Genomic DNA, 24,529 nt, shown 5'->3' on the forward strand with positions numbered 1-24,529 from the left:
AATTCATTGTTGTTTTTTTGGAGATTTAGGTGAGTAAACCTTCCGTACAATATGATGCCCCGTCGTTTAGCTGCAGTGTGAATTAAGTCTAATTCATTAATCATGATGTCAGAAAGCAAGCCTCGTTCTATATTGCTTTTTATTTCATAATAGAAACTTGTCAGTACATTTATTGGTAACTTATCGTAAATGGAAATGTTATTTGCCTCCTTTTCTTTTGAAAAGACCATCATACGTAAATCGTGAAAATACCGCTTACCTTTATTCTATTAAAGTAGATTCAAAGGTTTGAAATCACTGAACTAATTACAAATCAACTTTTCTTAATTGCTTCATTTTAATGTGTTGATTTAAAAGAAGATCGAGTTTCTGGCTGGATTCAATCGTATCAGGATGGCAAAGTCCTTTTAATAGACCGTTCCTAATCATTTGGAACCGTACTACATTAATTTCATGATCTAATTCAGTGTCATTCGACGCAATTGTTGACATGTCAAACCTCCTTCAATCTCCTATATAAATCTATTACATAGGTAATTGGAATTATTATATATCTAATTTACGTGCTGTGAAGCTTTTCGACAAAGCTTCTAGCGATGCGACAAAACTCAACGGAATCCTTTAAAGTAAAGTTACTGGTTGGACACCGAATAGACAAGGGAACCAATCTATTTTATACATAAAGCAGATAGATTGGTTATTAGAGCTTGTTCAAAAAGGGTGGTCTTCCCTTTTTGAACAAGCTCGAAGCAATGAGCGAAGCCACTGCCATGTTTTAAGTCGATCCGAGTGGTTTTCTCGGATAGACGCGCAGTGAGTGAAGCCATTGCAACTCCGCATTAGGAGAGAGGTACTAAAGGTTCAAAAAGGGTGGTCTTCCCTTTTTGAACAAGCTCTAGGATATTGGGGAAAAGCTACAGAAAACGCCTCAAAATTGGAAGAGGTTAGTTAGAAAAATGGAATGGGTAGAGCTAATCTCTTCCAATGAATAGACGATGATTTACAATAATAACACAAAAAGGTAATAAGTGAAGAAGGTGACTAGTGTGAGACTGATTGAATTAAACGAATACAATGACAGCTATATGCAACTGGCAAAACCGGTTTACGACTCGAAAAGAAGAGTGTTACTCGGAATCGGTACTAAGATTCACCCAAAATATTTAGCTAAATTAAAGCAACTAGGCATCAAATATTTATTTATTGAAGATATCACCTCAAAAGGAATCTCTCTTGAAGATATGATGGAAATGCCAACATGGTTGGATATCCTCGCGATTGTAGAGAATGCTTTTAAAGCAGTAGCAGCAAACCAATTGATTCCCCTACTTGATATACGGAAATCAGTTAAAAAATTAATTGAAGAAGTCATCAAACGGAATGCGGTAATGCTTATTCCGACGACAGCTGTAGAAAGTTCTTTAACACCGTTTGCCCATGCTGTAAACGTCACGATTATTGCGTTACAAACAGGGAAAAAACTTGGATACAACAATTCGCAATTAAACGATCTAGGTATCGGATGCATGCTGCATGATATCGGCAAAGCGACAACGATCAAACAAGAAGACCATCCGGAAAATGGTTTTAACATTTTGCGAGCGTACCGAGAAATCAGTTTAATGTCAGCCCATATTGCCTATCAACACCATGAAACATTAGATGGACAAGGATTCCCGAGACAGCTTAGCGGAGATCAAGTACTCGAGTTCGCGCAGATCTGTAGCATCGCAAACGATTTTGATAACTTTGTCTCAGCTGGATTGCTTCCACATGTAGCATTAGAAAAAATCATGTCTCTTTCTGAAAAAAAGTATGAATATCACATTGTTTTGGCGTTTAGTAAAGGGATTATTTCCTACCCTCCTGGAACAAATGTGCAATTAAAAATTGGAAGCGGAATTGTCACTAGAATTGATTCAAACCCTCATCGGCCGATTGTGAGAATTCACAGATTAAATAAGGAGATCGATTTAGGTGAACAACCTACGCTTTTGATTGAGTCTATTTTGAAAGAGGAAGACTTGAAAAATATCGGTCAGTAATGGTTTTTGCTTGCTATAGAAGTTTAAATTCTCTGGAATTCTAGCTAAAAAAGATGATGTCTTTAAAAAGAGGCCACTGAAAAAGTCCGAAGCCTTTTCAGTGGCCTCATTGCAACGGTAATTAAAAAGGGTGACTTAACAGGAGGCGGGAAGGCTTTCGTTAAGTCACCCTTTCGTATTAACTTTGATTAGACTTTTATCTTTTCAGGAGGTTTGAGGTACTTTGAACGAAGCAGCTACATCTTTTTTTAAAATAATAGAGCGAGCAGCGCCTCCTGTGAGGAACCTTGACCACACTCTTAGGTCCTTTTTTACAAATGTAGGGCGGTTACCTTCCGTAACCACCCACGACATCCTACTGTTTTCGAGATCGTGATGCTCTATTCGATTTCGAGATCGTAATTCTTTCTTCGCCGTTACTTGGTTGGACAGCATCTTTACTTTCAATCATATTGCGCTTTGACTTTGAATGTTTGCTCATAACTTGATTCGCTCCTTTGTGAAAGATTAAGGATATTTTTAACGAAAACAGGTGAGGTTATGTACAAAATAAAGTTCATTCGCTAACTCGACATATATATTTTCAAACATCAACGTGGTTACACGATCCTATATTATAAGCATTTCGGAAATCCAGACCGTTGTCGGAGACGCAATTGTTTGTTAAAGCGCTTCTGCAGCGTACGGGCATTGCTGGCAACATTTTTTCAGCACTGGTGCCACAACTAACTACAACAGAATGGTATAATGCTTACCGCTTAACCATTTGCTCCAGAACTCCTATTCTCCAAAAGGGACCGAATTAAGCTTATCCGAATGCTATAATAAAAGGATATCTTCTCTGATAGAAGGCAAAGGAGGAAGAGCATATGAATACTGAAAAAAAGCTCATTAGTTTAATTAATTCGGCAAGGGTATTAACGTCGACTCTTGATTTAGATAAGGTGCTACATCAGTTGATTAAAGAGGTTTTAAATGTTATTGAAGGATCGAATGCGAGTGTCCTTTTTTTATATGATCAAAAGCTAGATAAACTTTACCCGAAAGCAGCAGTTGGGTTTGATATGAAGTACTTAAAAGACATTTTGTTAGATCCGGGTGAAGGGATGAGTGGGAAAACTTTTTTATCGGGCAAGGGGAAAATCTTTTTATCAAGGGATGATACGACGCAAGGGATGAAGGATATAAGGCCCGAAACAAGAGAGTTATATGGCAAATCTCTTGGTGATTTTCAATATCCGGCTAGTTCGCTTTGTGTTCCGCTTATCACAAAGGATGACTGTATCGGAGTTTTGACGGTTGATATTTTTGATAAAAATATTGAGTTTGATGAACAGGACTTACGGTTACTAGAAACGTTTGCGGTTCAAGCAACGATTGCGATTGAAAATGCGATGTTGTTTTCGCGCAATGAGCGTACAAAGAAAGTCCATGAAGAGCTATCGAAGGTTTCATTAACCCAAGGTGGATTAATAGAAATGACGAAAGCGTTAGCAGAGCTTATTGATTGCAAAGTGGCCGTTTATAATGAATTTTACGATGTATTGGAGTCATCTTCGGAGGCTGCAGGCAAGGCTGCTGAGGAAACCGTATTGCAGTTTGGAGATTTGATTGATGATGCAATTAATCAAGATACGGTGACACATAAGAGTATTGAATTTGCGAAAAACACGAAAGATGTTTACTTTTTTCCGATCAAAACAGGGCAGTACACGATTGGTCTCTTGGCGATCTTTTTAAAGGAAAACGTTGATTTAGATCCGCTCGACCGCTTTGCGATTGAACAAGCGAGTGTGATTTTTGCGCTTGAGATGAATCGAAGAGAGAGAACAAACTTTCATGACTTAACGTATTCGGGCTATGTGTTAGACCAGCTCTTGCATCATCAACACAATGAACTTTCTTTACAACAATTATCGAAGCTGAACCTATTTGAAGATCAGAAGCATCACTACATTACGGCTCAGATTGAGATCAAGGATACTTTATTGTCGTTAAAGCAGATTTCCGAAAAGAAGCATCAACTGTTGCGACTCATTTATCGTGAACTTTCAAATAGTCACTTTAAGGCATTGGTTCTTGATAAAAACATGGAAATTGTTTTTATGTTTGTGGTCCCAAGCCATCTAGCCGAGGAAGGAATCTATGAACAAATTAGAAAATTGTTTAAAGCGGTTCAACGACGTGCCAATCGAAGTATTAATTTATCAATTTTGATTGGGATTGGTAGAATTGTACATACTTTAGATGAGGTAAAGCTTTCGTACCGAGATGCGAAGAAATGTGTGGACTATTTGCAAACGACTCAAATAGAAGAGACGGTGCTGTCGTATCAACAGTTAGGAATTCAACGTTTATTTTTAAAAACTGAGGTCGATGAATTGAAAGACTTTGTTGCCGATACGCTTGGGGAGATTTTTTCCTATGATGAAAAACATGAGACAGAGCTTTTGCCAACGTTAAAGGTGTATTTAGAGTGTAACCAAAATATGGTTCAAAGCGCTAAAAAACTCTATGTACACACGAATACGATTAAATATCGTCTGCGCACGATCAAACAAATCCTCGATCTGGATTCGCTAGATGGTAGAAAGGCATTTGATTTGCAATTGGGCCTTTATATATACGAGTATTTAAAAGTTCAATAGTTAAGGTTGTTGGAATCAGATAAATATCGATTGTTATGTTTGTGCTTAAACGACATTAATTAATTTCAAGAATTATCTTATAATTTCAAGTACATGAACGAATCGAAAGCAATGTAATTGGGGGTATTAAGGTGTCACAAACTCAGTCGTTTCAAGAACGTTTCTTGACTAAATTGATAGAAGAGTATGACACGTCCTTGGATTATTCAGGAGTGAATGGGAAGAGAGTCGCAGAAAGACTTGCCGAGCTTTCTAAAATTGGTCTTACGAATGAAGAAGGCTGTAATCGAATGGCCTTTTCAAAAGAAGAGCGTCAAGCAAAAGAGTTAGTGAAGACGTGGATGAAGGAAGCAGGACTTGTGGTCAGAGAAGACGGGGCAGGAAATGTCTTTGGTCGTTACGAGGGACAAAAGGATCGATCTGCTGTGTTATCTGGATCTCATGTTGATAGTGTTCCAACGGGTGGACATTTTGATGGTCCACTTGGTGTCCTAGCAGCTCTTGAAGTGGCTGCTTCATGGAAAGAAACTGGCTTTCAACCAGACAAGCCGTATGAAGTCGTCATTTTCACAGATGAGGAAGGTGCTCGCTTTAATGGAGGACTGCTAGGTAGTCAGGCAATGGTCGGTGCAATTAATGTCAATGAGCTGAAACAGTTGAGGGACTTTAATGACGATCCGTTTGAAGAAGTCGTTGGCAGAGATGGATTAACGCTAGACAGTTTTACAGAAGCGAAAAGGGATCTCTCAGACATTGCCGCTTTTGTTGAAGTTCACATTGAACAAGGTAAACGTCTTGAAAAAGAAGGATTGCCAGTTGGGGTTGTTACGGGAATTGCTGGTCCTTCCTGGTTAAATATCTCCTTTAAAGGTGAGGCTGGTCATGCTGGTAATACACCAATGAATGATCGGAAAGATGCTTTAATTGCAGCAAGTGAATTTATTGCGAGTGTGAAGGATTTTCCTCCAACCGTTAGTTCATCAGCAGTGGCAACGGTTGGGAAAGTAGAAGTTCGTCCTAATGGGGTCAATGTGATCCCGGGTGAAGTGAGATTGACTGTTGATATTCGCGACATTCAAGCACATACAAAAGATGAGGTCGTTCGTCTTGTGATAAAAGCTGCTGAAGAAAAAGCAGCTAAGTACGAGATTGACGTAATGATAAACGAAACGTTAAATGTAAAACCAGTTGTGATCAGTGACGAAATGAGAGAGAAGGCAGCAACAGCGGTTGAAAACTCACTAGGATTGAGTCCTTACCTCTTACCAAGTGGAGCTGGTCATGATGCGATGGTCGTTGGTCGTTATGTACCAATGGCGATGCTCTTTACGCAAAGCAAAGATGGGATTAGCCATAATCCGAAAGAGTGGTCATCACTTGGTGATTGTGTTCAAACCATTCACGTATTAAAAAATTTAATTGAGCAACTATGCGAAGACAATGGAGGAGAACAAAAATGAAAAAGATGAAATGGTTAGGTGTTATCGCAATTGCAGCAATGACAGGTCTTACTGCTTGTGGAGGCGGAGATGAACAAGCGGAGGCGCCGGCAACTGATACGGACCAACCGACCTATTCGTGGAAGTTAGGATGGAACTCTGGTGTCGATGACGATGCAAAAGGAGAAGCGGCAAAAGCGTTTAAAGAGTATGTAGAAGAGCATTCAGATGGTCGAATTGAAATTGAATTTTTCCCAAATGAAACGTACGCAAGCTCTCCAGAAATGATCGATGCCGTTCAAGTCGGTGCCCTTGAAATGGCCATTCCAGGTGCGAATGAGTTAGCGAATGTGATTCCTGAATACGCGACCTTATCATTGCCGTTTTTAACAGAAGGATCTGAAGAAGCACATGCTCTTTTAGATGGACCTGTAGGCGATCATTTAAAGGAATTAAGTGACGAGCATTCATTTAAAGCATTGGCAGACGTCGAACTTGGATTTACTCAAATTACAAACAATGTTCGTCCGATTAACACACCAGAAGATTTAAAAGGGATCAAGATGAGATCACCAAACGACGTTAGTTTAATTGAAACGTTTAATGCGTTAGGAGCACCGGTTTCAACGATGGCCTATACGGAAATTTACAGTGGACTTTCACAAGGTGTAATTGATGGACAATTTAATCCGTTAATGAATATTTTTGATCAAAATATGCATGAAGTTCAAGATTATTTAGCGATTACCAATCACACGTACTACTACTGTTATTTAATTATTAACCAAGATGTATTTAACGGATTGGATGCTGAGTTACAGCAAGTCGTTCTTGAAGGATCTGAAAAAGCAAAAGAAGCTTCACGTGCTATTATTGAACGAGATGAGGCAGGTTATCTTGAAAGAGCGGAAGCAGAATTTAAAGAAGTGACTTATCCGGATTTAGCACCTTTCCAAGAGGCTGTTAAACCCGTTTACAAACAAGTAGAAAGCGTTATGGGTGCAGATATTATCGAGCAAATGCAGAGCTTTCTTGAAGAATACCGGAAATAATAGAGTGTTTAGTAAATAGCTTTGTTAGATGGGGCCTCATCGGGGCCTCATTCTTGCATAAGGAGGGATTTTTTATGGAAACAGAAAAGAAAAACATCATTGCTGCCATGATCGACCGCTTTATTGATGTCATTGATGTTCTTGCTAGTATCATGATGGTCCTGTTAACGCTAGTTGTGTTTGCTGAGGTAGTCAGTCGTTATGCATTCAGTTTGCCGCTTACGTTTTCAAATGAATTAACGATGCTTCTCTTTCCATGGGTCATTTTCGTCGCGGCCATTTCAGTAACAAAAAATGAAGGGCATCTCTCGATCAATGTCTTTCGTGAAAAATTGCCACCGGCTATGCAAAGATGGGCTTTCTTGTTTTCAAAGCTGGTCATGCTTTATTTCTCGGTTTACATGATGTTATCAAGTTATCGACTAGCCGAATCAGTTGTGAATCAGGTGATGCCGATGTTAAGAATTTCAAGAGCATGGTTATTTGCTTCGTTGACCGTGTCGTTCGCTTTTATCACGATTATTCTTATCTACCAAATTGTCTTGATTTTGATGAACCGTCTAGAACCACCAAGAGAGGAGGATGTATTAAATGATTTGGGTCATGATCGCTAGTTTCTTTGCCTTAATAGTATTTGGAGTTCCGATTGCCTTTGCGATGGGCGCATCAGCGTTAATGTACATTATGGTTGCCGGAATCCCGCTTGAAATGGTTGCTCAACGATTCTTTTCAAATACACAATCCTTCGCCTTTTTAGCGATTCCCTTTTTTATTCTTGCTGGGAACTTAATGATTCACGGGAAAATCGCACACCGTATTATTAATGTAGCGGATTCGATGGTTCGCCAATTACCAGGTGGGCTTGGCTGTGTATCTGTTGTGACTAGTATGGGAATGGCGGGTGTTTCAGGCTCATCTGTAGCCGACGCTGCCTCAACAGGAAGTGTCCTGATTCCAGAAATGAAGCGAAAAGGCTATACCGCGTCTTTTTCAGCGGCCATTAATGCATCGAGTTCGGTTGTTGGGATTATCATTCCGCCAAGTAGTACAATGATTATCATTGCCTGGTTATCCAACCTCTCTATCGCGAAAATGTTTATCGCTGGTATTTTACCAGGTTTGTTAATTGGACTTATATATTTACTTACAACCGTTATGATCGCCGTAAAAAGAGGCTACCCTAGAGAGAGTAAGCCAACCTTTAAAGAATTTGCGACAAACCTGCAAAAAGCATCGTGGGCGATGTTGCTGCCGGTCATTCTCATAGGTTCAATTGTGCTCGGAATTGCAACCGCAACAGAGGCAGCTGCACTCTCCGTTATTTACGCGTTATTAGTTGGATTGTTTATCTACCGCAGCCTCAACTTTAAAAATATAATGATCTCGCTCAAAGAGACGATCCACGGCACAAGTGTCGTCATGGTCACGGTCTGTACATCGATGATCTTCACTTGGGTGTTAATCTCAGAAGGGATTCCCAAACTGATTGCAGGGATGCTGCAAGGATTTGGATTACCGGCATGGGCATTGCTACTTGTTTTAATTGCGATCATGCTAGTAGCCGGTATGGTGATGGAGCTTGTTCCTAACTTGTTCTTATTTATCCCGATCTTCTTCCCAATCGCAACAGAGATTGGCATGGATCCGATGCAATTTGCCATTGTCATGCTCGTCAGTCTTGCCTTAGGAATGTTCACACCACCAGTAGGGGCAACGCTATTTATTTCGTGTTACATTGCCAAGGTTGGAATTGAGAAAACGATTAAAGACATTCTTCCATTCTTTGTAGCAGGGATTGTCGTTGTCCTTTTAATTGCTTATGTACCGTTCTTTACACTGTGGTTGCCGGAATGGTTTGAGTAGGACCGGTTGCCTAATAGATAGTGGATGAAAGTGAAACTGAAACTGAATGATACTAATTATGAGATTGAGCCTCTAGCAATGGGTATGACTAGAGGCTCTTAAAGGAATGTTGCTAGAAATGATAGCTACATTCCTTCAGCTTGTTTAGAACCCAAACCGACTGCCTGACGTTATTCTCTGGACGTCCAGTTGTGAAAGCATCAACCGCCTGTCGAACCATCAACCACCTGTCAAACCGAATAACGGTTTTAGACAAATGGGTAGCTAGATCAATCCAATAGCTGCACCAAGCCCCTTAAATTCCTTCTTCTTTTCTAAAACCACAGCTCCCCTTGTTTCAACTGAATGAATCCCTTGTTAATGACCCCAATGCCATTTAAACAGTATAGCTTTATTGCTTCATCGCACCGGGGCGGGGGTAAGGCACCCAAATTACTAGATAATCAGGGGAAGCGGTCGTTAAAGAAGGGGAATAAAGCCCGGGAAGGCCAGTAATGAGAGGAAGCGGTCGTTAAAGAAGCGGAATAAAGCCCGTCAAGGCCAGTAATGAGGGGAAGCGGTCGTTAAAGAGGCGAATAAAGCCCGAAAAGGCCAATCATCAAGGAAGCGGTCGTCAAGAAGCTCATCGAATCCCTCAATAGCATTTTTCTGAATTAAACGAACCTAGTCAATCCTCAATCACATCCTAAATCCTTAAGTAACAACATCAAAGTCACTTTGCCACCTATGCTAATCGATTGCAACCAACCCACATGGCTTAACCTCCCCCTATCTCCTTTACTAGAAGAACTACAACAGCTCCTGTTACATAAGATTTTTTTAAAAAGACTTATTAAATAAAGAGAATAGGAAAGTATATGATGTAACAGTATAGATCAGAAAGGGAGATTGTTGTGCATAAACGATATCAAAAAGTACTAGTAGCAATGTCGATGCTCTTATTTTTAGCAGCCTGTGGAGGTACGGAAGAAGAGACTGCTCCACCTGCTGAACAAGAAGAAATCGTTGAAGAAATTCCAGAAGAAACGACTGAAAACGGAGAAGAAGGTGGAAATGAAGAATTAGGCTATGTTCATGATTACGGAACCGTTACAGTCCTCAGTGAAGCAGAGCCATTTGTCCTAGAAGGAAATGAAAGTGTCGATTACGAATTAACGAATATCAAACTTGTTAAAATAGAAGATTATACAGAAGATGGAGAATTTCAATTGATGTGGGGAATGGGTGTTGATGACGTGAGCGAACTCCCTGAATCCGTTTATGCGGTGATTGGAACAGAAACAAAGAAAAATAACACCGATATCTCGATCGAGTTTACCGGCGTACATACGTTAGCTGCCGGAAGTACTCAAATTGATTTAATTACTGATGACTTTGTGACAGAAGATAATTCAGGTTCGACGATGTTAAGTGGGGTTGAGCAAGAAAGTCAATTTGGAGTCGTGGTTGAAGACCCTGATGTCGAGAATTTAACGTTTGTTCTTTCTTCTGCGTTTGACTCAGAAACCTTTGCCGAAGACTTCTTAGAGGAACAAGAGATTCAAACGACGCTTGTAAAAAAATAAAGGCAGCAATCATATTGAATGGGGTTAAGGTAAAACGAGAGCGTGGGAGAGCGATCCTGTGCTTTCGTTTTTTTGGAGGCGGCTTTTAGTACTATAGCTTTGACTTTACCTTTGCAACATTTAATACAAGTAAAAAAGCCAATGAAAAAATCATTAGCTTTCATCGTTACTTAGATTGTTTAGCTTGTATTTCCTTAATAGCAATGATCTTCAACGCTTCGATTTCTTCCTCTGTGAAACGTTCTTGGAGGAGCGCTTCTACCTCGGCAACATTTATTTCACCTTTTTGAGCTTTGGTGGCTACATCGGTAATCTCACTCATCGAGAATTCTTTGAGTACGACTTTTAACGCTTCTTCTTTTGTTTCAAAAGGAAGGTCTTTGTCTGTGTTGACATCAACATTTGAAGTGAATGCCTGGAATGTTGGATCATCGATTAATTGCTGGAGTTCATCATTGTTTATTTGATTGACGACTCGATCAACTAATAGATTAGAGCCCTTGCTAATAACAAATTGATAACCGAAAAATCCTACAAGGCCAATGACAATAAATACAGCTACTATCCATTTTAACATGATGATTCGTCCTTTCAGGTAGCTTGGGTGAGCTTCCTAATTAAGGTGTTGCAAACAACGGGTAATTGGGAAGCTCATTTTTTTATCGCCACAGCAAACCTTTGTTTAACAAATAATCCTTTATCATTTACTAATCCAATCCGAATTTGTACAAAATATCTCCTTATAGGTAGAAACTAAATAAAGATGGGATAAAAACCGTACATTCATTATTCAGCGTAGGATAGAACAGTCGAACATCAGTTTCCCCCTTTGACCCCTAGACTTGAAAATAAATATAACGCAATAAACCAAAAGCAACAAGGTGGACGGTTTTTTTTGCAAGGAAATTCAACAAGCTGAATCGAAAAAGGGGTTTGTAAATAATTGCTCGGTAGATGGGGGAGAACGGAATGGGTATTGTCACGACGCAATCGTAATTCCTGGACAACGTATTACGACATTGATCCACTACATTTCATTTATACATATTCACCCAATTATTATTATACTTGATAAAGCTGTAGGTGTGACAAAGTTCGAAAAACTTCACTAGAGGATTCGATGAAAAATTAGTAGACAATATATTATATAACTCTTTTTTAAAAAGTTCCAAATCAAATTTGAGGTAGTACGAATTATCTGTATCCTAAAAAAACTTTGATTCCAAGTAAAGCTAAACGCTAATTAAACGTATCAAGATAAAGCATGATTGTAAGCGAATCTCAATTGCATGTAAATCTAACCTTATTTCAAATATGAAAAAAGGAGAAAGAGAAATCAAAAAAGTAAAAATCAGATAAATAAAGTAAGTCAATCCTGAAGAAGCTAATAAAACTATCAGTGAAAGTGGAGGGATAGGATGATACGCAATATACATAAGCTGTTCCTGATTTTCATGGTTCTAAACCTAAGTGGATGCATGACTCCACCTATCGACGAACAGGACCAAGGAACCTATGAAAAAACACAAAATTCATTACATCGAACATTAAGTAAAGAGGACCAGATTAATGAAGGATCTGGCGACGACTATCAACAAGAAGTGGGAAAGGACGACTATCAACATGAGGAGCCAAAAGCAAAGCCACTTCCCTTCAGTGAATTTCAAGAGAGATGGAATGCAATTTCAGATGAATACACCTTAGAGAATTATATTGTTTCCCTGCAAAAAGTTGAAAATGAACCATACTACCTAGCCTTACTAGATCACGGTCATTTACAGTTAAAACTTTTTAAAGATAGGGAACACATTAATCGGATTCAAGTAGTCGAGAATGGTTTTACAAGCTCAGACCATCTATTAATGATATCTGCCTGGTGGCAAATGGTGTTGATTACGAATTCGGTTGATTCGTTATCCGATATTGATATTCTGCTGGCAGGTGTTGGAGTCGGTCCCAATGCTGACGTAACAGCAGTGCAAAATACAACTTTTACCTACGGAGGAGTTCATTATTCTGTTTCAAAGGAAGGAGGACATTATTTATTCGAGGCAACTTATCCATAAACAGTTTTATGAAATGAGGGGATGAGTGCAGATGAAAGCACAAAAAGTAAGTTTGTTTGCGATAATGATAATAGTTATTTTCCTATTTTCAGGTAAATCTTTAGCTGATGTAGAAAAGTTCAATATGTCCTATCTCTTTTTTGGTAGTCCGAGTACGTATGTAAAGCAAGTTGATGATACAAAAGGAAGTCTTCATGTTGTTTCACCAAACTACTTTGACTTAAATCTAGACGGTCAATTAGAGATTACATGGAGACTGCAAACGTCATTTATTGATGAAATGCATAAACGAGGAGTTCGTGTCGTTCCGTTTTTAGCAAATCACTGGAATCGTATGGCTGGTATAAACGGACTTGAGAATAGAGAAATGCTAGCTCAAGATGTTGCAGCTGCGATCCAAAAGTATAATTTAGACGGGGTAAATGTTGATATAGAAGGTATTGGTCATACGTATAGAGATCAGCATACCGACTTCATTAGGCTTTTACGCCAATATATCCCAAATGATAAAGAAGTATCGGTTGCTGTAGCAGCTAATCCAAATGGTTGGCAAACCGGGTGGCATGGTTTTTATGATTACAAAGGGTTATCAGGATACGCTGATTATTTAATGATTATGGCGTATGACGAAAGCTGGGAATCTCCGGATAGTCCTGTTGGTCCTGTCTCGAGTCTCTCTTTTTTTGAGCGGTCTATACAATATGCACTCAATCAAGCTGTACCGAATAACAAAGTCGTTAATGGACTTCCGTTTTACGGGAGGATGTGGAAGTTAGATGGTCCGACGTTAGAAGGAGTGAATCTGTATGGACGAGGGATTTCGAACAGGCAAGTTAGTCCACTTGCAAAGCAGTTTAATGGTCAATTTTTGTATGACGAACAATCGCAAACCCCCTATGTCACCTTTACTATCCCAAAAGGACAAAGTACATTTGTAGGGGCAACTAAACTAACTGAAGGCGATTATGTCATTTGGTATGAAAATGAAAAATCGATCAAAGCGAAATTACATGCCCCGCGAAAGTTTGACATCAAGGGCACGGGTTCCTGGGCCCTTTTACATGAAACGCCAGATACATGGGATTATTATAAGCAATGGCTGAATGGAGATAATATTGACGAATTATATCCACCATTTGAAATTTATTCTGGATTTTGGGATGTGAATCATAGACATCCGATTGCAAGACTACACATCCGTCAGTCCGTACCATTAATGAAAAAAGAAGCTAATGGTTCCTATACAGAAGCCTGGATGTTACGTCGGGATGAATTTTACCGTACATATGGAGTTGAAGGTCACTATTATCATGTGGGCGGCGGTTATTTTGTAAAACACGAATATGACAAAATGAAATTACTAATAGGAAGGTTAAGTATCAGAAATGAAACGACACTTTACAGGCCGGATGGGCAAGCTCACCGTAAGATAAAGACAAATGAGTTGATTCGAGTATACAACTTTGATCAAGGGAAATTCGAAGTGGGAGGAGGCTATTATATAAAGAATGACCATAACGTATTATTCTTTGTCGGGTTCGTTACGACTTTGCAAGATACTCCACTATACACACCTCAAGGCATGGAATATCGCAAGCTAAAAAAAGGAGAGACCTATAGAGTTTATTCAATTGATGGCAACAAATTTGAAGTGGGAGGAGGCTATTACATTTTAGATGATCGCAAAAAAGTTAATTATATGAAAAACTAATCATTCTTTTTAGCCTATATCAGGCATCGTTTGGATAGGTGCCTGTGGATATGGTGCCTGTCACTCCTCGAAGTTTGTAATATTTTGTCGAGGGAAAACGCTCAAATAATGGTGACACATGAAGCAATGAACATGCTATTTCAATTCGGTACATTGATTGTTACGATGTTTATCGCATTTGTCAAATAGCCGGTTGGAACTCCCTCCGGCTATTTGAGGTTGATAACCGGAGGAGATGAGTGGAAAGGGGGAAATGTAAAGGGAAGCACGGGGACGGTTCGAGATCAGTGAAACAAAAACTATTATTCGGAATACCATATATAGACATATAGCATCTAATAAGGTGCCGTTTGTTGTAGTTGAACACAATTCATCAAATGAAAATGGACTTTTTCACCAGTCTCGAACCGTCCCGGGGCTTCTTCCAAGAGGAGTAGTCTTTAGCCAAGAAGTAGCTAAAACTAAAAAAACATTACGAATATATTGACTTCCTATTGAGTCATCGTATAAGATAAGATCAAGTCATCTAGATGTATAGATTAATTGAGTGGGATGGGAATTGAATGGTGATGTTCTATTTTTTTTGTTATAATTCATCTAGATATCTAGACTGTGAGGAGGGGTTTAAATGATTAATAATAATTCTCCAATTCCCAAATATGTTCAAATTTCTGAACATTTAAAAGTGAAAGTAGATGAATTATATAAAGAGGGTAAAGACAAGTTTTTGAGTGATGATGAGTTAATTAAGATGTTTGATGTATCTAGGATGACGATTCGTCAGGCCGTTCAGATGTTGGTTGATCAGGGATTGTTGAAGCGTATTCAAGGAAGAGGTACCTTTATTGTTCGGAAGGATAAATTGAAAACGGATATTGCTAAGTTAAATACTTTTTTTAAGGGATGGTATCTAGAAAAGAATTTTACCGTTCAGTTACTATTTAGAGGCGTGGTGCCTTGTCCCGAAGAAGTTGCGGATAAGCTTGGAGTTAGTCCTGGGGATGACGTGTACCAAGTTAAGCGACTGCGTTTATCTGAAGACATTCCCGTTGTTATTGATAATCGATACCTTTTAAAAGAGTATGGGGAGCAAATTAGCGATGATGAATATGTTCAATATTCATTCTCTCATATTTTCTTAATGAAATTTGGTTGGGTTTTCTCCGAGGGTGAGATCGAGATTGAGGCGATTTTGGCGAATGACGAGGTTGCTGAAACACTTAATGTTTCAACAGGGTCTCCTATTTTGTACAGAAGTGTCGATTTACGAGTGGAGTTATATGGTTGTGTGTTAGCTGGAGCATCCTTCTATCGCGGGGATATGTACAAATATAAATCAGTTCTAAGCTCAGAATCATAATCGCGAAACTTGTTTGGTTCTAAATGACCCAAACAAGAAACTTTTGAAATCGTATTCGTGCATTTTAGATCTTTTGTCATTATTATTTTTGTTTTAGTAAGCGTTTTAATTAATTTATTTAAGGGGTGGGTAAGATGAAATTAAAACTATTAGTCATTGCTTTGTTATTTATGGTGGTAGGTTGTTCGTCGCAGACGGGGAGCTTTCCTCAAAAAAATGTTGAGCTCGTTGTTCCTTCATCTGCAGGAGGCGGGAATGATCGATTATTACGCGCGGTACAAGATACGTTAACAAAAGAAGAGCTAATGGAACAAAACATCATCGTGGCCAATAAGTCTGGTGGCGGTGGAGAGGTTGCTTGGCAGCATATTAAGAAACAAAAAGATGGTCATTCTGTCGGTTTGACGACAAGTTTACTTTTAACCAACTATTTACGTGACAAGAGTGATTTATCATACGAAGATTTAACACCCATTGTGACATTAGCATCTGAATGGCTTGTTTTAGCGGTAAATGCCGAGTCAGGATTGGAAAGTTTAGAGGAAGTGTTTGATCAACTTCGCGAAAATCCAAAATCTCTTAAGCTAGCATTTGGCCCAAGTTTGGGTGGGGATCACCATTTACTCTTTTTGCAAGCTGCTCAAATGTCCGGAATCGATCCTTCTGAGCTAGATATTGTCGTTTATGAAGGTGGTGGGGAAGTTACAAATGCGTTACTTGGTGGTCATGTTAACGTCGTGACACACGGAGTAGCAGCTCTTGCTGAACATCATGAAGTAGGTTCAGTTAATATTTTGGCTGTAAGCTCAAGTGAGCGTATTGAAGAGCTACCGGAAGTTCCAACATTTAAAGAAGCTGGTATTGATTTAGAATTCCCTCACTGGAGAGGTATCGTAGGTCCTCCTAACATGTCAGAAGAAGAAGTGAAGTATTGGGAAGACAAGTTTGCTGAAATGGTTGAAACAGAAACATGGAGAACGTTCTTAAAAAATACAGGTATGTCTAACTATTATAAAAATAGTGCAGAGACAAAAGAATTCTTAGAGCAACAAAATGATAATGCTAGAGAGTTACTACAAAGTGCAAAGTTAATTGATTAACTCTTAGCTCTATTATGAGAAAGGAGAGACCAAAATTGAATGCAGTTCGTTATGGAATGCCTATTTTCTTAATGTTAATTAGTATCTTCTTTTTCATAAATACCTTTTCAATTGAGACAGCAAGCTTAAGTAATCCAAGCGAGCCACTCTACTTTCCACTATTTACGTCCGTTGGCTTATTTATTCTAAGTATCGCCTACTTGGTCCAAGAAATGCGGAAACAACTGGTAGACAGTGAAGATTTAAAGAGGCTCGTTCAAAAGAAAAGCGTAAAGATTATTGGAACGATCATTGTTCTTTGTTTAATCTACTCCTTTTTATTTGAAACAATCGGCTTTTTGTTCTCGACGATTCTTTTCTTAGGGGCGTTAATGTTTTATCTGAACGGCCCTAAGAGGTGGGTTTTAAATGTAAGTGTGGCTTTGCTATCATCCTTTACATTTTGGTACTTATTTAACATTGCCTTAAAGGTGAATCTACCTTAACGAAAAGGGGGGATAAAGTTGGAAATACAAACAATGTTGGATGGGTTATTTATTGCTCTTCAACCAGGTAATTTATGGTGGTTACTCGTAGGTGCGTTTTTAGGTACGGTGATTGGAATTATACCTGGACTTGGGCCAGCTACAGGGATTGCGGTCTTAATTCCGCTAACCTTTGGGATGAATCCGACCAGTGCTCTTATCCTAATGGCTGCTATATACTATGGTGCGATGTATGGCGGGTCTAGAAGTTCGATTTTAATTAATACACCCGGAGACGGAACGGCGATCGCCGCGACTTTTGATGGGTATCCAATGGCCAAAAAAGGTGAAGCAGGACCTGCATTAGCCATATCTGCGGTAGCTTCTTTAATTGGCGGGGTCATTGCTGTCATTGGATTTATTTTTTTAGCAGCGCCATTAGCGAAGTTTGCTCTGAATTTTGGTCCAACTGAATATTTCTTTTTATTGTTATTTGCACTTGCCGCCTTTGTTTCCTCTTCAAGTGGGCAGTTGATCAAAGCATATACGTCCGTGTTTTTGGGATTGTTAATTAGTACGATTGGTGTTGACTTGCAAACAGGGGTTTATCGAAATACGTTTGGGATAGCTCATCTCGTTGATGGAATTAATTTTCTCGTTGTGATCATTGGGTTATATGCTTTAGGAGAAGTCTTTCAAAATATGTTAAACATCAACAATTCAAAGCCTAAGGACAAAATGGAAAATAAAATAGGGAAGATTTGGTTCTCAAGGGAGCAATGGAGGCGTTCGAAATGGCCGATTATTCGAAGCGGTCCATTAGGTTTCATTGTCGGGGTTCTTCCCGGAGCCGGAGCCGTTGTTGCCTCCTTGCTTGCATATACAACGGAGAAAAAGCTCTCTAAGCATCCAGAGGAGTTCGGGAAAGGAGCCGTCGAAGGCCTAGCAGCACCGGAATCAGCGAACAACTCAGCCAGCGTTGGTGCGATGATTCCGATGTTAACATTAGGAGTTCCAGGCTCTGGAGCAACAGCCGTAATGTTAGGGGCATTAATCATGATTGGGATCACACCAGGACCCTTGTTGTTTCAAAACGATCCCGTATTAATTTCCACACTTGTTAACAGTATGTTTATCGGAAACATTATGTTAGTCATTATTAATATTGTTTTGATTAGTGTCTTAACGAAAGTGTTAGATACTCCACCTAAAGTTTTGTATCCATTGATCATTATTTTATCTTTCATTGGAGCCTACACTCTAGGATATAGTACGGTTGATTTTTATATTCTCTTAATTTTTGGTGTACTAGGGTTATTGTTTAAGTTATTAGATTTTCCGATTGCCCCTTTAATCTTAGCGATTATTGTCGGTGCGGACATGGAGAAAAACTTCAGAAGAGCCGTGACGATGTCAGATGGGCCCGTTTCTTTTGTTTACGCGTCTAACATTTCATTCGTACTAGCGATTTTAACCGTATTGGCACTATTTATGCCTTTATTAGTGGTTTTGTTTCAACGTATGTTCAAGAAGAAAAGTTTATAAAAAAGTTTGAAAGGAACGACTATGAATCCAATTTTTGATGCTCATTTTCATATTATTGATCCTAGGTTTCCACTTAAGAGAAATAGAGGGTTTCTGCCAGATCCATTCCCTTTCAATGAATATATGAAACGAGCAAAAGAACTTAATATAAAAGGTGGAGCCATTGTCTCTGCTTCCTATCAAGGATATGACCAAACCTACCTAATGGAGGCTCTAGAAAAACTAGGACCCAATTTTGTAGGAGTCACACAATTGCCGAAGGATACGACAGATGAGGAGATTCTCAAGCTTTCTAGACACGGAGTAAGAGCGATCAGGTTCAACATTTACAATGGCCTCTCAGCAGACCCGGATTATCTAGAACGCCTGGCCAATCGGGTCTATGACTTGGCAAACTGGCATGTCGAACTACATATTGCCTCTCCTTCGTTAAACGGAATCGCAGCATTAATTAAGCGGCTTCCAGCTGTGATCATTGACCACTTAGGCTTGGAAGAAGAAGGACAATCGGAGTTATTTGAGCTAGTGGATCATGGAGTAAGGGTAAAGGCTTCAGGATTTGGTCGGGTAGACTTTAACATTAAACAAACACTAAAGTCCATTTATAGTGTGAATCCAGAAGCGTTACTGTTTGGTACGGATCTTCCTTCAACCAGGGCTAAGAGGCCATTTCAAGTTGAGGATATCGAATTGATTTACGAAGTGCTCGGTGAAAAGGGGGCAGAAAATGTATTATTTTCGAACGCCCAAAAATGGTATATGAAAAAGTGAAGTTCGAAAGGGGCGGTTGACACACCGTCCTTTTCTTTTTGTGGAACCGTCCCGGCGCTTCTCGGGAGTAGCTATCTGTATACACTACAGCTATTCTATCGCAGATGTAATCGAAAAAGTAAAAAAAAAGTAATTGACAACGCTTTCACTTATATACTAGTATACAAGTATGGAAGAAAACGAATTCTACTTCGTTTCATGTATCTGGAGGTAAAAAAATGACTGTTATTGATTTTTCAAATAGAAAAAACACCTCGATGGGAACAAAAGTATATGAATATCTGAAAAAAGAAATTGTTAGCTTAGAGATGCCACCAGGTAAATCAATTAGTGAAAATGAAATAGCTGAAAGGTTACAAGTAAGTCGAACGCCTGTGAGAGAAGCCTTTTTAAAACTTTCTCAAGAGGATTTAGTAACCGTTTTCCCTCAGAAAGGATCGATTGTTTCTTTAATTGATTTAGATCATTTAGAGGAAACAAGATTTATGAGGGAGCATTTAGAAGTAGCTACGACGATACTCGCATGTGAGCTATTTACTGAAGAAAGTTTTCAGCTCATGACAGCTAACCTAGAGGCACAAGAAAAGTGTATTAGTGAAAAAAAGTATAAAGAGTTCTATGATCTGGACGATGATTTTCATTCCATTATTTTCAAAGAGTGTAACAAAGCACGAATTTGGAATGTGCTGCAAAATATGATGAGCATTAATTTTAATCGAATGAGATTTTTAAGTATATCTGAAGAATTAAATACGGATGAAATTATTGCTCAACACCATGAGATTGTAAATGCGATTCGTGCGAAAGATCCGGTGCGTGCCGAGAAGGTTGTCCGTGAACATTTAAATTTAGTTGTCATTGACAGAAAGGCATTAAATAAAAAGTACCCAGATTACTTTTAGAGTGATCAATCCATTTTAATAGGTTCTTTGGAAGGTGTGAAGCACAATGAAAGATGTCATTACAATAGGCGATGCAATGATTACGTTTAATCCCAGTTCAACGGGACCCATGAGGTTTGTTCAATCGTTTGAACGAAAAGTTGGCGGGGCAGAGTTAAATTTTGCGATTGGCTGTTCGAGACTCGGTTTACAGACTGGTTGGATTAGCAGGCTTGGAAATGATGAGTTCGGTAAGCATATTTTCAACACTGTTCGTGGAGAGGGAATTGATGTGTCAGAAGTAAAGTTAGTCGATGGTTTTCCTACCTCTTTAAATTTTAAAGAGATTATGGAGGGTGGAGAAGGAAGCACCTTTTACTATCGTTCTAATTCACCAACATTAACTTTATCGCCTGATAGCATTAAAAGCACCTATTTTGAGAGCGCTAAATTACTGCATATTACAGGTGTTTTTCCAGCTATTGATGAAAAAAACATTGAGATAATTCATACGGCTATTTCAGAAGCTAAAAAACAAAATATGCTCATTTCGTTTGATCCAAATATTCGTTTAAAGTTGTGGACGAAAGAAAGAGCGAAAGAAGTATTACTTCAATTCCTGCCTCACGTGGACATTTTGTTAACAGGGTTAGATGAAGCAAAGCTCTTACTTGGAACGAATCAACCAAAAGAAATCATAAATGAATGTAAAAAGTTAGGGATTTCTTATACAGCCATTAAACTTGGTGATAAAGGAGCCATTGGCTACCATGACGGCAAGTATATAGAGGTTGCTCCAATTGTGCCTAAAAAGGTTGTTGATACTGTCGGAGCGGGAGATGGCTTTGATGCAGGATTTGTCTACGGTGTCTTAAATAATTGGCCGTTAGAGAGAACATTAAAGTTTGCAAACGTGATTGGCTCAATAGTTGTAAGTATTAAAGGTGATAATGAAGGGCTGCCATACCTAGAGGATGTTCTGATCAAATTAGGAGAGAAAGAATTTATTGAAAGATAAGACATGATCATGAATGGATATTATCCAGGGGGGTGGTTGAACTTAACAAAAGTTAGTCGGTTTCCAAAAAGCTAGTACTAATAATCTAACATTTTAGGGGGATTTAGAGTGAAAAAATCAAAATTTTTACCAGCCGTTTTTGCAGCAATGTTTGTAATGTCAGCATGTGGATCTGATGAATCTTCATCAGAGACAGAAAATGGAAGTGGCGATTCAGCTCAAGAAGCAGCAGGTGAGACGATTACTTGGAAATTCGGACATGTGGCAGCTGAAGATCACCTATGGCATAAAACAGCAGAGAAATTCAGTGAGTTGGTAAGTGAAAATACAGATGGTCAAATCGAAATTAAAATCTATCCTAACAACCAACTAGGTGGGGAAACGGATACAATCAACAGTATTAAAGCAGGTTCGGCGGACTTAGTTATTTCTGGAGAAACAATGGCAAACTGGGCTCCAAAAGCAGCACTTATGGCAGTACCTTATGCTTTTAAAGGTGAAGATCACTTAGTAAACGTCATTGAAGGGGACATCGGTCAACAAATTGAAGATGAGATTATCGAAAAAGTCGGTTTAACACCACTTTACTATCACACACGTGCACCTCGTAACTTAACGTCAAATAAAGCGATTTCAACACCTGAAGATTTAAAGAATTTTAGAATGCGTGTACCAAACGTTCCATTGTTCTTAAGTGTTTGGGAAGCAGCAGGTGCAAGACCACAAGTCATGGACTTTAACGAGGTATTTACTGGATTACAACAAGGTGTAATTGATGGTCAAGAAAACCCACTAGACTTAATTCATAGTGCTGGTTTTGCTGAAGTACAAGATTATGTCAATGAAACAGAACACGTTTACTCTTGGATTTATATTTTAGTAGGAAATGAACAGTTCAATGGTTTATCTGATGAGTTAAAAGAAGGCGTTTTAACAGCTGCAAAAGAAGCTCAAACTTACGGTAAAGAACTATTTGATGCAGAATTTGAGAACTATCGTGCAGAGTTAACGGAAAAAGGAATGAATTTCAATAGTGATGTTGATCAAGATGCATTCCGTGAAGCGATGATGCCTGCTATAAAAGAAAGCTTATCTGAAGAACAGTATTCTCTTTACGAACAAATCTTGGGAGTAGAATAGTCATACTTGAAATATAGAAGGTACACCGCTACTATCAAATAAATGAACAATCATGAAGTGAGTGGTGTACCTAATTTATTGGTAAAGGATTGAAGAAAAGTGAGGAGTACAAAAATATTAAACCGCACCTTAGAAATAGCTACAATTCTATGTTTTATAGCTTTAATCATTGTAGTTGTTATCCAAATTGTTTCCCGCTATTTACCACAGACTTTTGTTTGGACTGAAGAATTATCACGGTTTTTATTTTTATTTTCAGTTTCCTTTGGTGCTCCGTTGGCATTAAAAGACAAAGAATTTATCAATGTAGATCTATTGCTCAATTATCTTCCTAAAAGAGTAAGAGAAATCTATGAGGGATTCATCTATTTGACCATTGTATTATTTAGTGCCGTCGTTTCGTATTGGGGGTATAAATTTATCGGAATTGGCCGTGGCCAAACGTCTGCAACAATGGCAATAGACATGTCGATCATCCATGCGTGTATTTTTATTACGATGTTATTCATTGGAGTTTATGCATTTCTCCATATGATTGACTATTTTAGAGGGCTCCAAAGGGAGAGTGAAGACGAATGCTAGCGCTTGTACTATTTGTTTCATTTATATTATTAATCTTTTTAGGTGTGCCAATTGCTTTTAGTTTAGGCATCTCTTCGGTCATCTACTTGTTGATGGCGGATATTTCTTTATCGATTATTCCACAAAGAATGTTTGGTGGATTAAACTCTTTTGTTCTTTTGTGTATTCCGGGCTTTATTTTGGCAGGGAGTTTAATGAATGCAGGGGGAATTACGGAAAGAATTATTCAGTTTACCAATAATATCGTAGGCCATATCCGTGGTGGGTTAGGGCTTGCAAATGTAGGATCTTCAATGGGGTTTGCAGGTATATCTGGTACAGCTTTAGCAGATACAGCCAGTATTGGATCGGTTTTAATTCCAGCCATGAAAAAACAAGGTTATGATGCTGATTTCTCTGCTGCTGTTACATCATCATCATCAACCATTGGTCCAATTATTCCGCCTTCATTGCCATTAATTATTGTTGGTACGTTAGCAAGTGTCTCTATTGGAGATCTCTTTTTAGCGGGGGCCATCCCAGGAGTACTTTTAGGGATTGGTTTGATGATCGCCGTCTACATTATTTCCGTTAAGCGAAAGTATCCAAAAGGAGAAAAACAAAAGTTATCAGTCATTGGAAAATCATTTATGGATGCTTTTTGGGCTCTAATGATGACCGTTGTCATTATGTACGGAATCTTGGGCGGTTACTTTACACCAACGGAAGCCTCTATTGTTGCGGTTGTTTATGCGTTGATAGTCGGTTTATTTGTGTATAGGGATCTTAAAGTAAAAGCAATTCCTGCTATTTTATTGGAATCAATGAAGAGCACAGCTTCGATTATGATTCTAGTTGGTTTGGCAAATTTATTTGGATGGATTTTAGTGAGTGAAAGAATTCCTCAATTAGTGGCAGAGACGATTCTATCGATTTCGGATAGTAAGATTGTTGTCATCTTACTGATTATTTTACTGTTGCTCTTTGTCGGTACTTTTATGGAAACGATCGCAGCACTTGTCATCTTGTTCCCAGTGCTTTTACCTGTAGCAACGTCAGTAGGAATGGATCCTGTCCATTTTGGAGTAGTGATGGTTCTTGGTTTAATTATTGGACTTTCAACACCACCAGTCGGGGTTTGTCTATTTGTTGCCTCTAGTATCGGGAAGGTATCTGTAGGAAAGACGTCTGTTGCTCTTATTCCATTCTTAGCTGTTAGTATTTTGGTGTTATTGTTAGTTGCATTTATACCAGAATTAACGCTGTATTTACCTAGCTTATTAGACTAATTTTAAAAGGA

The 24,529-nt window shown here is 38.8% G+C and carries 22 protein-coding genes; 19 read left to right on the top strand and 3 right to left on the bottom strand.

Annotation, left to right across the window (positions count from 1 at the left end; all coding sequences use genetic code 11):
- Positions 1-306 precede the first annotated feature (306 nt).
- Positions 307-492, bottom strand: coding sequence for an aspartyl-phosphate phosphatase Spo0E family protein (locus LDX58_RS12305; RefSeq protein ID WP_227937127.1), 186 nt, complete (start codon positions 490-492; stop codon positions 307-309).
- Between the two features lie 554 nt (positions 493-1,046).
- Between LDX58_RS12305 and LDX58_RS12310 the strand changes: the two genes are divergently transcribed.
- The gene (locus LDX58_RS12310; protein ID WP_227937128.1) at positions 1,047-2,045 is read left to right on the top strand and encodes an HD-GYP domain-containing protein; all 999 of its coding nucleotides are present in this window, start codon (positions 1,047-1,049) and stop codon (positions 2,043-2,045) included.
- 355 nt (positions 2,046-2,400) lie between these two features.
- Here the strand turns inward: LDX58_RS12310 and LDX58_RS25985 are convergent, their stop codons facing one another.
- Positions 2,401-2,526: a hypothetical protein gene (locus LDX58_RS25985; RefSeq protein WP_265416655.1), complete on the bottom strand. Its 126-nt coding sequence runs from the start codon at positions 2,524-2,526 to the stop codon at positions 2,401-2,403.
- Between the two features lie 388 nt (positions 2,527-2,914).
- Here LDX58_RS25985 and LDX58_RS12315 point away from each other — a divergent pair, with 388 nt between their 5' ends.
- The 6 genes from LDX58_RS12315 (at position 2,915) to LDX58_RS12340 (ending at position 10,612) form a co-directional block, all read left to right on the top strand.
- On the top strand, positions 2,915-4,693 hold the full coding sequence (locus tag LDX58_RS12315; RefSeq protein ID WP_227937129.1) for a helix-turn-helix domain-containing protein: 1,779 nt from the start codon (positions 2,915-2,917) through the stop codon (positions 4,691-4,693).
- A gap of 131 nt (positions 4,694-4,824) precedes the next feature.
- Complete coding sequence (locus LDX58_RS12320) at positions 4,825-6,153, top strand: Zn-dependent hydrolase (RefSeq protein WP_227937130.1); 1,329 nt, start codon at positions 4,825-4,827, stop codon at positions 6,151-6,153.
- The gene (locus tag LDX58_RS12325) at positions 6,150-7,184 is read left to right on the top strand and encodes a TRAP transporter substrate-binding protein (protein WP_227937131.1); all 1,035 of its coding nucleotides are present in this window, start codon (positions 6,150-6,152) and stop codon (positions 7,182-7,184) included. The genes LDX58_RS12320 and LDX58_RS12325 overlap by 4 nt, the downstream gene beginning before the upstream one ends.
- A gap of 74 nt (positions 7,185-7,258) precedes the next feature.
- Positions 7,259-7,798 (top strand): TRAP transporter small permease, encoded by a 540-nt coding sequence (locus tag LDX58_RS12330; RefSeq protein ID WP_227937132.1) that lies wholly within the window; start codon positions 7,259-7,261, stop codon positions 7,796-7,798.
- A complete protein-coding gene (locus LDX58_RS12335; RefSeq protein ID WP_227937133.1) occupies positions 7,776-9,047 on the top strand; it encodes a TRAP transporter large permease in 1,272 nt (423 codons plus the stop codon). The genes LDX58_RS12330 and LDX58_RS12335 overlap by 23 nt, the downstream gene beginning before the upstream one ends.
- Positions 9,048-9,940: 893 nt before the next feature.
- Positions 9,941-10,612 carry a hypothetical protein gene (locus tag LDX58_RS12340; RefSeq protein WP_227937134.1) on the top strand — a complete coding sequence of 224 codons (672 nt, stop codon included), beginning with the start codon at positions 9,941-9,943 and terminating at the stop codon, positions 10,610-10,612.
- Positions 10,613-10,778: 166 nt separating this feature from the next.
- Here the strand turns inward: LDX58_RS12340 and LDX58_RS12345 are convergent, their stop codons facing one another.
- Complete coding sequence (locus LDX58_RS12345; RefSeq protein ID WP_227937135.1) at positions 10,779-11,189, bottom strand: hypothetical protein; 411 nt, start codon at positions 11,187-11,189, stop codon at positions 10,779-10,781.
- An 841-nt stretch (positions 11,190-12,030) separates the two neighbouring features.
- Between LDX58_RS12345 and LDX58_RS12350 the strand changes: the two genes are divergently transcribed.
- The 12 genes from LDX58_RS12350 (at position 12,031) to LDX58_RS12405 (ending at position 24,518) form a co-directional block, all read left to right on the top strand.
- Complete coding sequence (locus tag LDX58_RS12350; protein ID WP_227937136.1) at positions 12,031-12,678, top strand: hypothetical protein; 648 nt, start codon at positions 12,031-12,033, stop codon at positions 12,676-12,678.
- 31 nt (positions 12,679-12,709) lie between these two features.
- Positions 12,710-14,389 (top strand): glycosyl hydrolase family 18 protein, encoded by a 1,680-nt coding sequence (locus LDX58_RS12355; RefSeq protein ID WP_227937137.1) that lies wholly within the window; start codon positions 12,710-12,712, stop codon positions 14,387-14,389.
- Between the two features lie 628 nt (positions 14,390-15,017).
- The gene (locus LDX58_RS12360; RefSeq protein ID WP_227937138.1) at positions 15,018-15,749 is read left to right on the top strand and encodes a GntR family transcriptional regulator; all 732 of its coding nucleotides are present in this window, start codon (positions 15,018-15,020) and stop codon (positions 15,747-15,749) included.
- Positions 15,750-15,883: 134 nt separating this feature from the next.
- Positions 15,884-16,849, top strand: a complete 966-nt coding sequence (locus LDX58_RS12365; RefSeq protein WP_227937139.1) for a tripartite tricarboxylate transporter substrate binding protein — start codon at positions 15,884-15,886, stop codon at positions 16,847-16,849.
- Positions 16,850-16,884: 35 nt separating this feature from the next.
- Complete coding sequence (locus LDX58_RS12370; protein WP_227937140.1) at positions 16,885-17,334, top strand: tripartite tricarboxylate transporter TctB family protein; 450 nt, start codon at positions 16,885-16,887, stop codon at positions 17,332-17,334.
- Positions 17,335-17,367: 33 nt separating this feature from the next.
- Positions 17,368-18,858: a tripartite tricarboxylate transporter permease gene (locus LDX58_RS12375; protein ID WP_227937205.1), complete on the top strand. Its 1,491-nt coding sequence runs from the start codon at positions 17,368-17,370 to the stop codon at positions 18,856-18,858.
- A 21-nt stretch (positions 18,859-18,879) separates the two neighbouring features.
- Positions 18,880-19,629, top strand: coding sequence for an amidohydrolase family protein (locus LDX58_RS12380; protein ID WP_227937141.1), 750 nt, complete (start codon positions 18,880-18,882; stop codon positions 19,627-19,629).
- 218 nt (positions 19,630-19,847) lie between these two features.
- Complete coding sequence (locus LDX58_RS12385) at positions 19,848-20,531, top strand: GntR family transcriptional regulator (RefSeq protein ID WP_227937142.1); 684 nt, start codon at positions 19,848-19,850, stop codon at positions 20,529-20,531.
- 46 nt (positions 20,532-20,577) lie between these two features.
- Positions 20,578-21,528 (top strand): sugar kinase, encoded by a 951-nt coding sequence (locus tag LDX58_RS12390; protein WP_227937143.1) that lies wholly within the window; start codon positions 20,578-20,580, stop codon positions 21,526-21,528.
- A gap of 108 nt (positions 21,529-21,636) precedes the next feature.
- The gene (locus LDX58_RS12395) at positions 21,637-22,668 is read left to right on the top strand and encodes a TRAP transporter substrate-binding protein (RefSeq protein ID WP_227937144.1); all 1,032 of its coding nucleotides are present in this window, start codon (positions 21,637-21,639) and stop codon (positions 22,666-22,668) included.
- Between the two features lie 99 nt (positions 22,669-22,767).
- Positions 22,768-23,250 (top strand): TRAP transporter small permease, encoded by a 483-nt coding sequence (locus tag LDX58_RS12400; protein WP_227937145.1) that lies wholly within the window; start codon positions 22,768-22,770, stop codon positions 23,248-23,250.
- Positions 23,244-24,518: a TRAP transporter large permease gene (locus tag LDX58_RS12405; RefSeq protein ID WP_227937146.1), complete on the top strand. Its 1,275-nt coding sequence runs from the start codon at positions 23,244-23,246 to the stop codon at positions 24,516-24,518. The genes LDX58_RS12400 and LDX58_RS12405 overlap by 7 nt, the downstream gene beginning before the upstream one ends.
- Positions 24,519-24,529 lie beyond the last annotated feature (11 nt).

This window comes from Alkalihalobacillus deserti, from assembly GCF_020734105.1.
Taxonomy (GTDB): Bacteria; Bacillota; Bacilli; order Bacillales; family Bacillaceae_D; genus Halalkalibacter; species Halalkalibacter deserti.

Coding starts and splice junctions, on each gene's coding strand:
- LDX58_RS12330 (WP_227937132.1), top strand. CDS start 7,259: ATGGAAACAGAAAAGAAAAACATCATTGCTGCCATGATCGACCGCTTT.
- LDX58_RS12350 (WP_227937136.1), top strand. CDS start 12,031: ATGATACGCAATATACATAAGCTGTTCCTGATTTTCATGGTTCTAAAC.
- LDX58_RS12365 (WP_227937139.1), top strand. CDS start 15,884: ATGAAATTAAAACTATTAGTCATTGCTTTGTTATTTATGGTGGTAGGT.
- LDX58_RS12325 (WP_227937131.1), top strand. CDS start 6,150: ATGAAAAAGATGAAATGGTTAGGTGTTATCGCAATTGCAGCAATGACA.
- LDX58_RS25985 (WP_265416655.1), bottom strand. CDS start 2,526: ATGAGCAAACATTCAAAGTCAAAGCGCAATATGATTGAAAGTAAAGAT.
- LDX58_RS12390 (WP_227937143.1), top strand. CDS start 20,578: ATGAAAGATGTCATTACAATAGGCGATGCAATGATTACGTTTAATCCC.
- LDX58_RS12355 (WP_227937137.1), top strand. CDS start 12,710: ATGAAAGCACAAAAAGTAAGTTTGTTTGCGATAATGATAATAGTTATT.
- LDX58_RS12315 (WP_227937129.1), top strand. CDS start 2,915: ATGAATACTGAAAAAAAGCTCATTAGTTTAATTAATTCGGCAAGGGTA.
- LDX58_RS12385 (WP_227937142.1), top strand. CDS start 19,848: ATGACTGTTATTGATTTTTCAAATAGAAAAAACACCTCGATGGGAACA.
- LDX58_RS12345 (WP_227937135.1), bottom strand. CDS start 11,189: ATGTTAAAATGGATAGTAGCTGTATTTATTGTCATTGGCCTTGTAGGA.
- LDX58_RS12375 (WP_227937205.1), top strand. CDS start 17,368: ATGTTGGATGGGTTATTTATTGCTCTTCAACCAGGTAATTTATGGTGG.
- LDX58_RS12380 (WP_227937141.1), top strand. CDS start 18,880: ATGAATCCAATTTTTGATGCTCATTTTCATATTATTGATCCTAGGTTT.
- LDX58_RS12305 (WP_227937127.1), bottom strand. CDS start 492: ATGTCAACAATTGCGTCGAATGACACTGAATTAGATCATGAAATTAAT.
- LDX58_RS12335 (WP_227937133.1), top strand. CDS start 7,776: ATGATTTGGGTCATGATCGCTAGTTTCTTTGCCTTAATAGTATTTGGA.
- LDX58_RS12405 (WP_227937146.1), top strand. CDS start 23,244: ATGCTAGCGCTTGTACTATTTGTTTCATTTATATTATTAATCTTTTTA.
- LDX58_RS12360 (WP_227937138.1), top strand. CDS start 15,018: ATGATTAATAATAATTCTCCAATTCCCAAATATGTTCAAATTTCTGAA.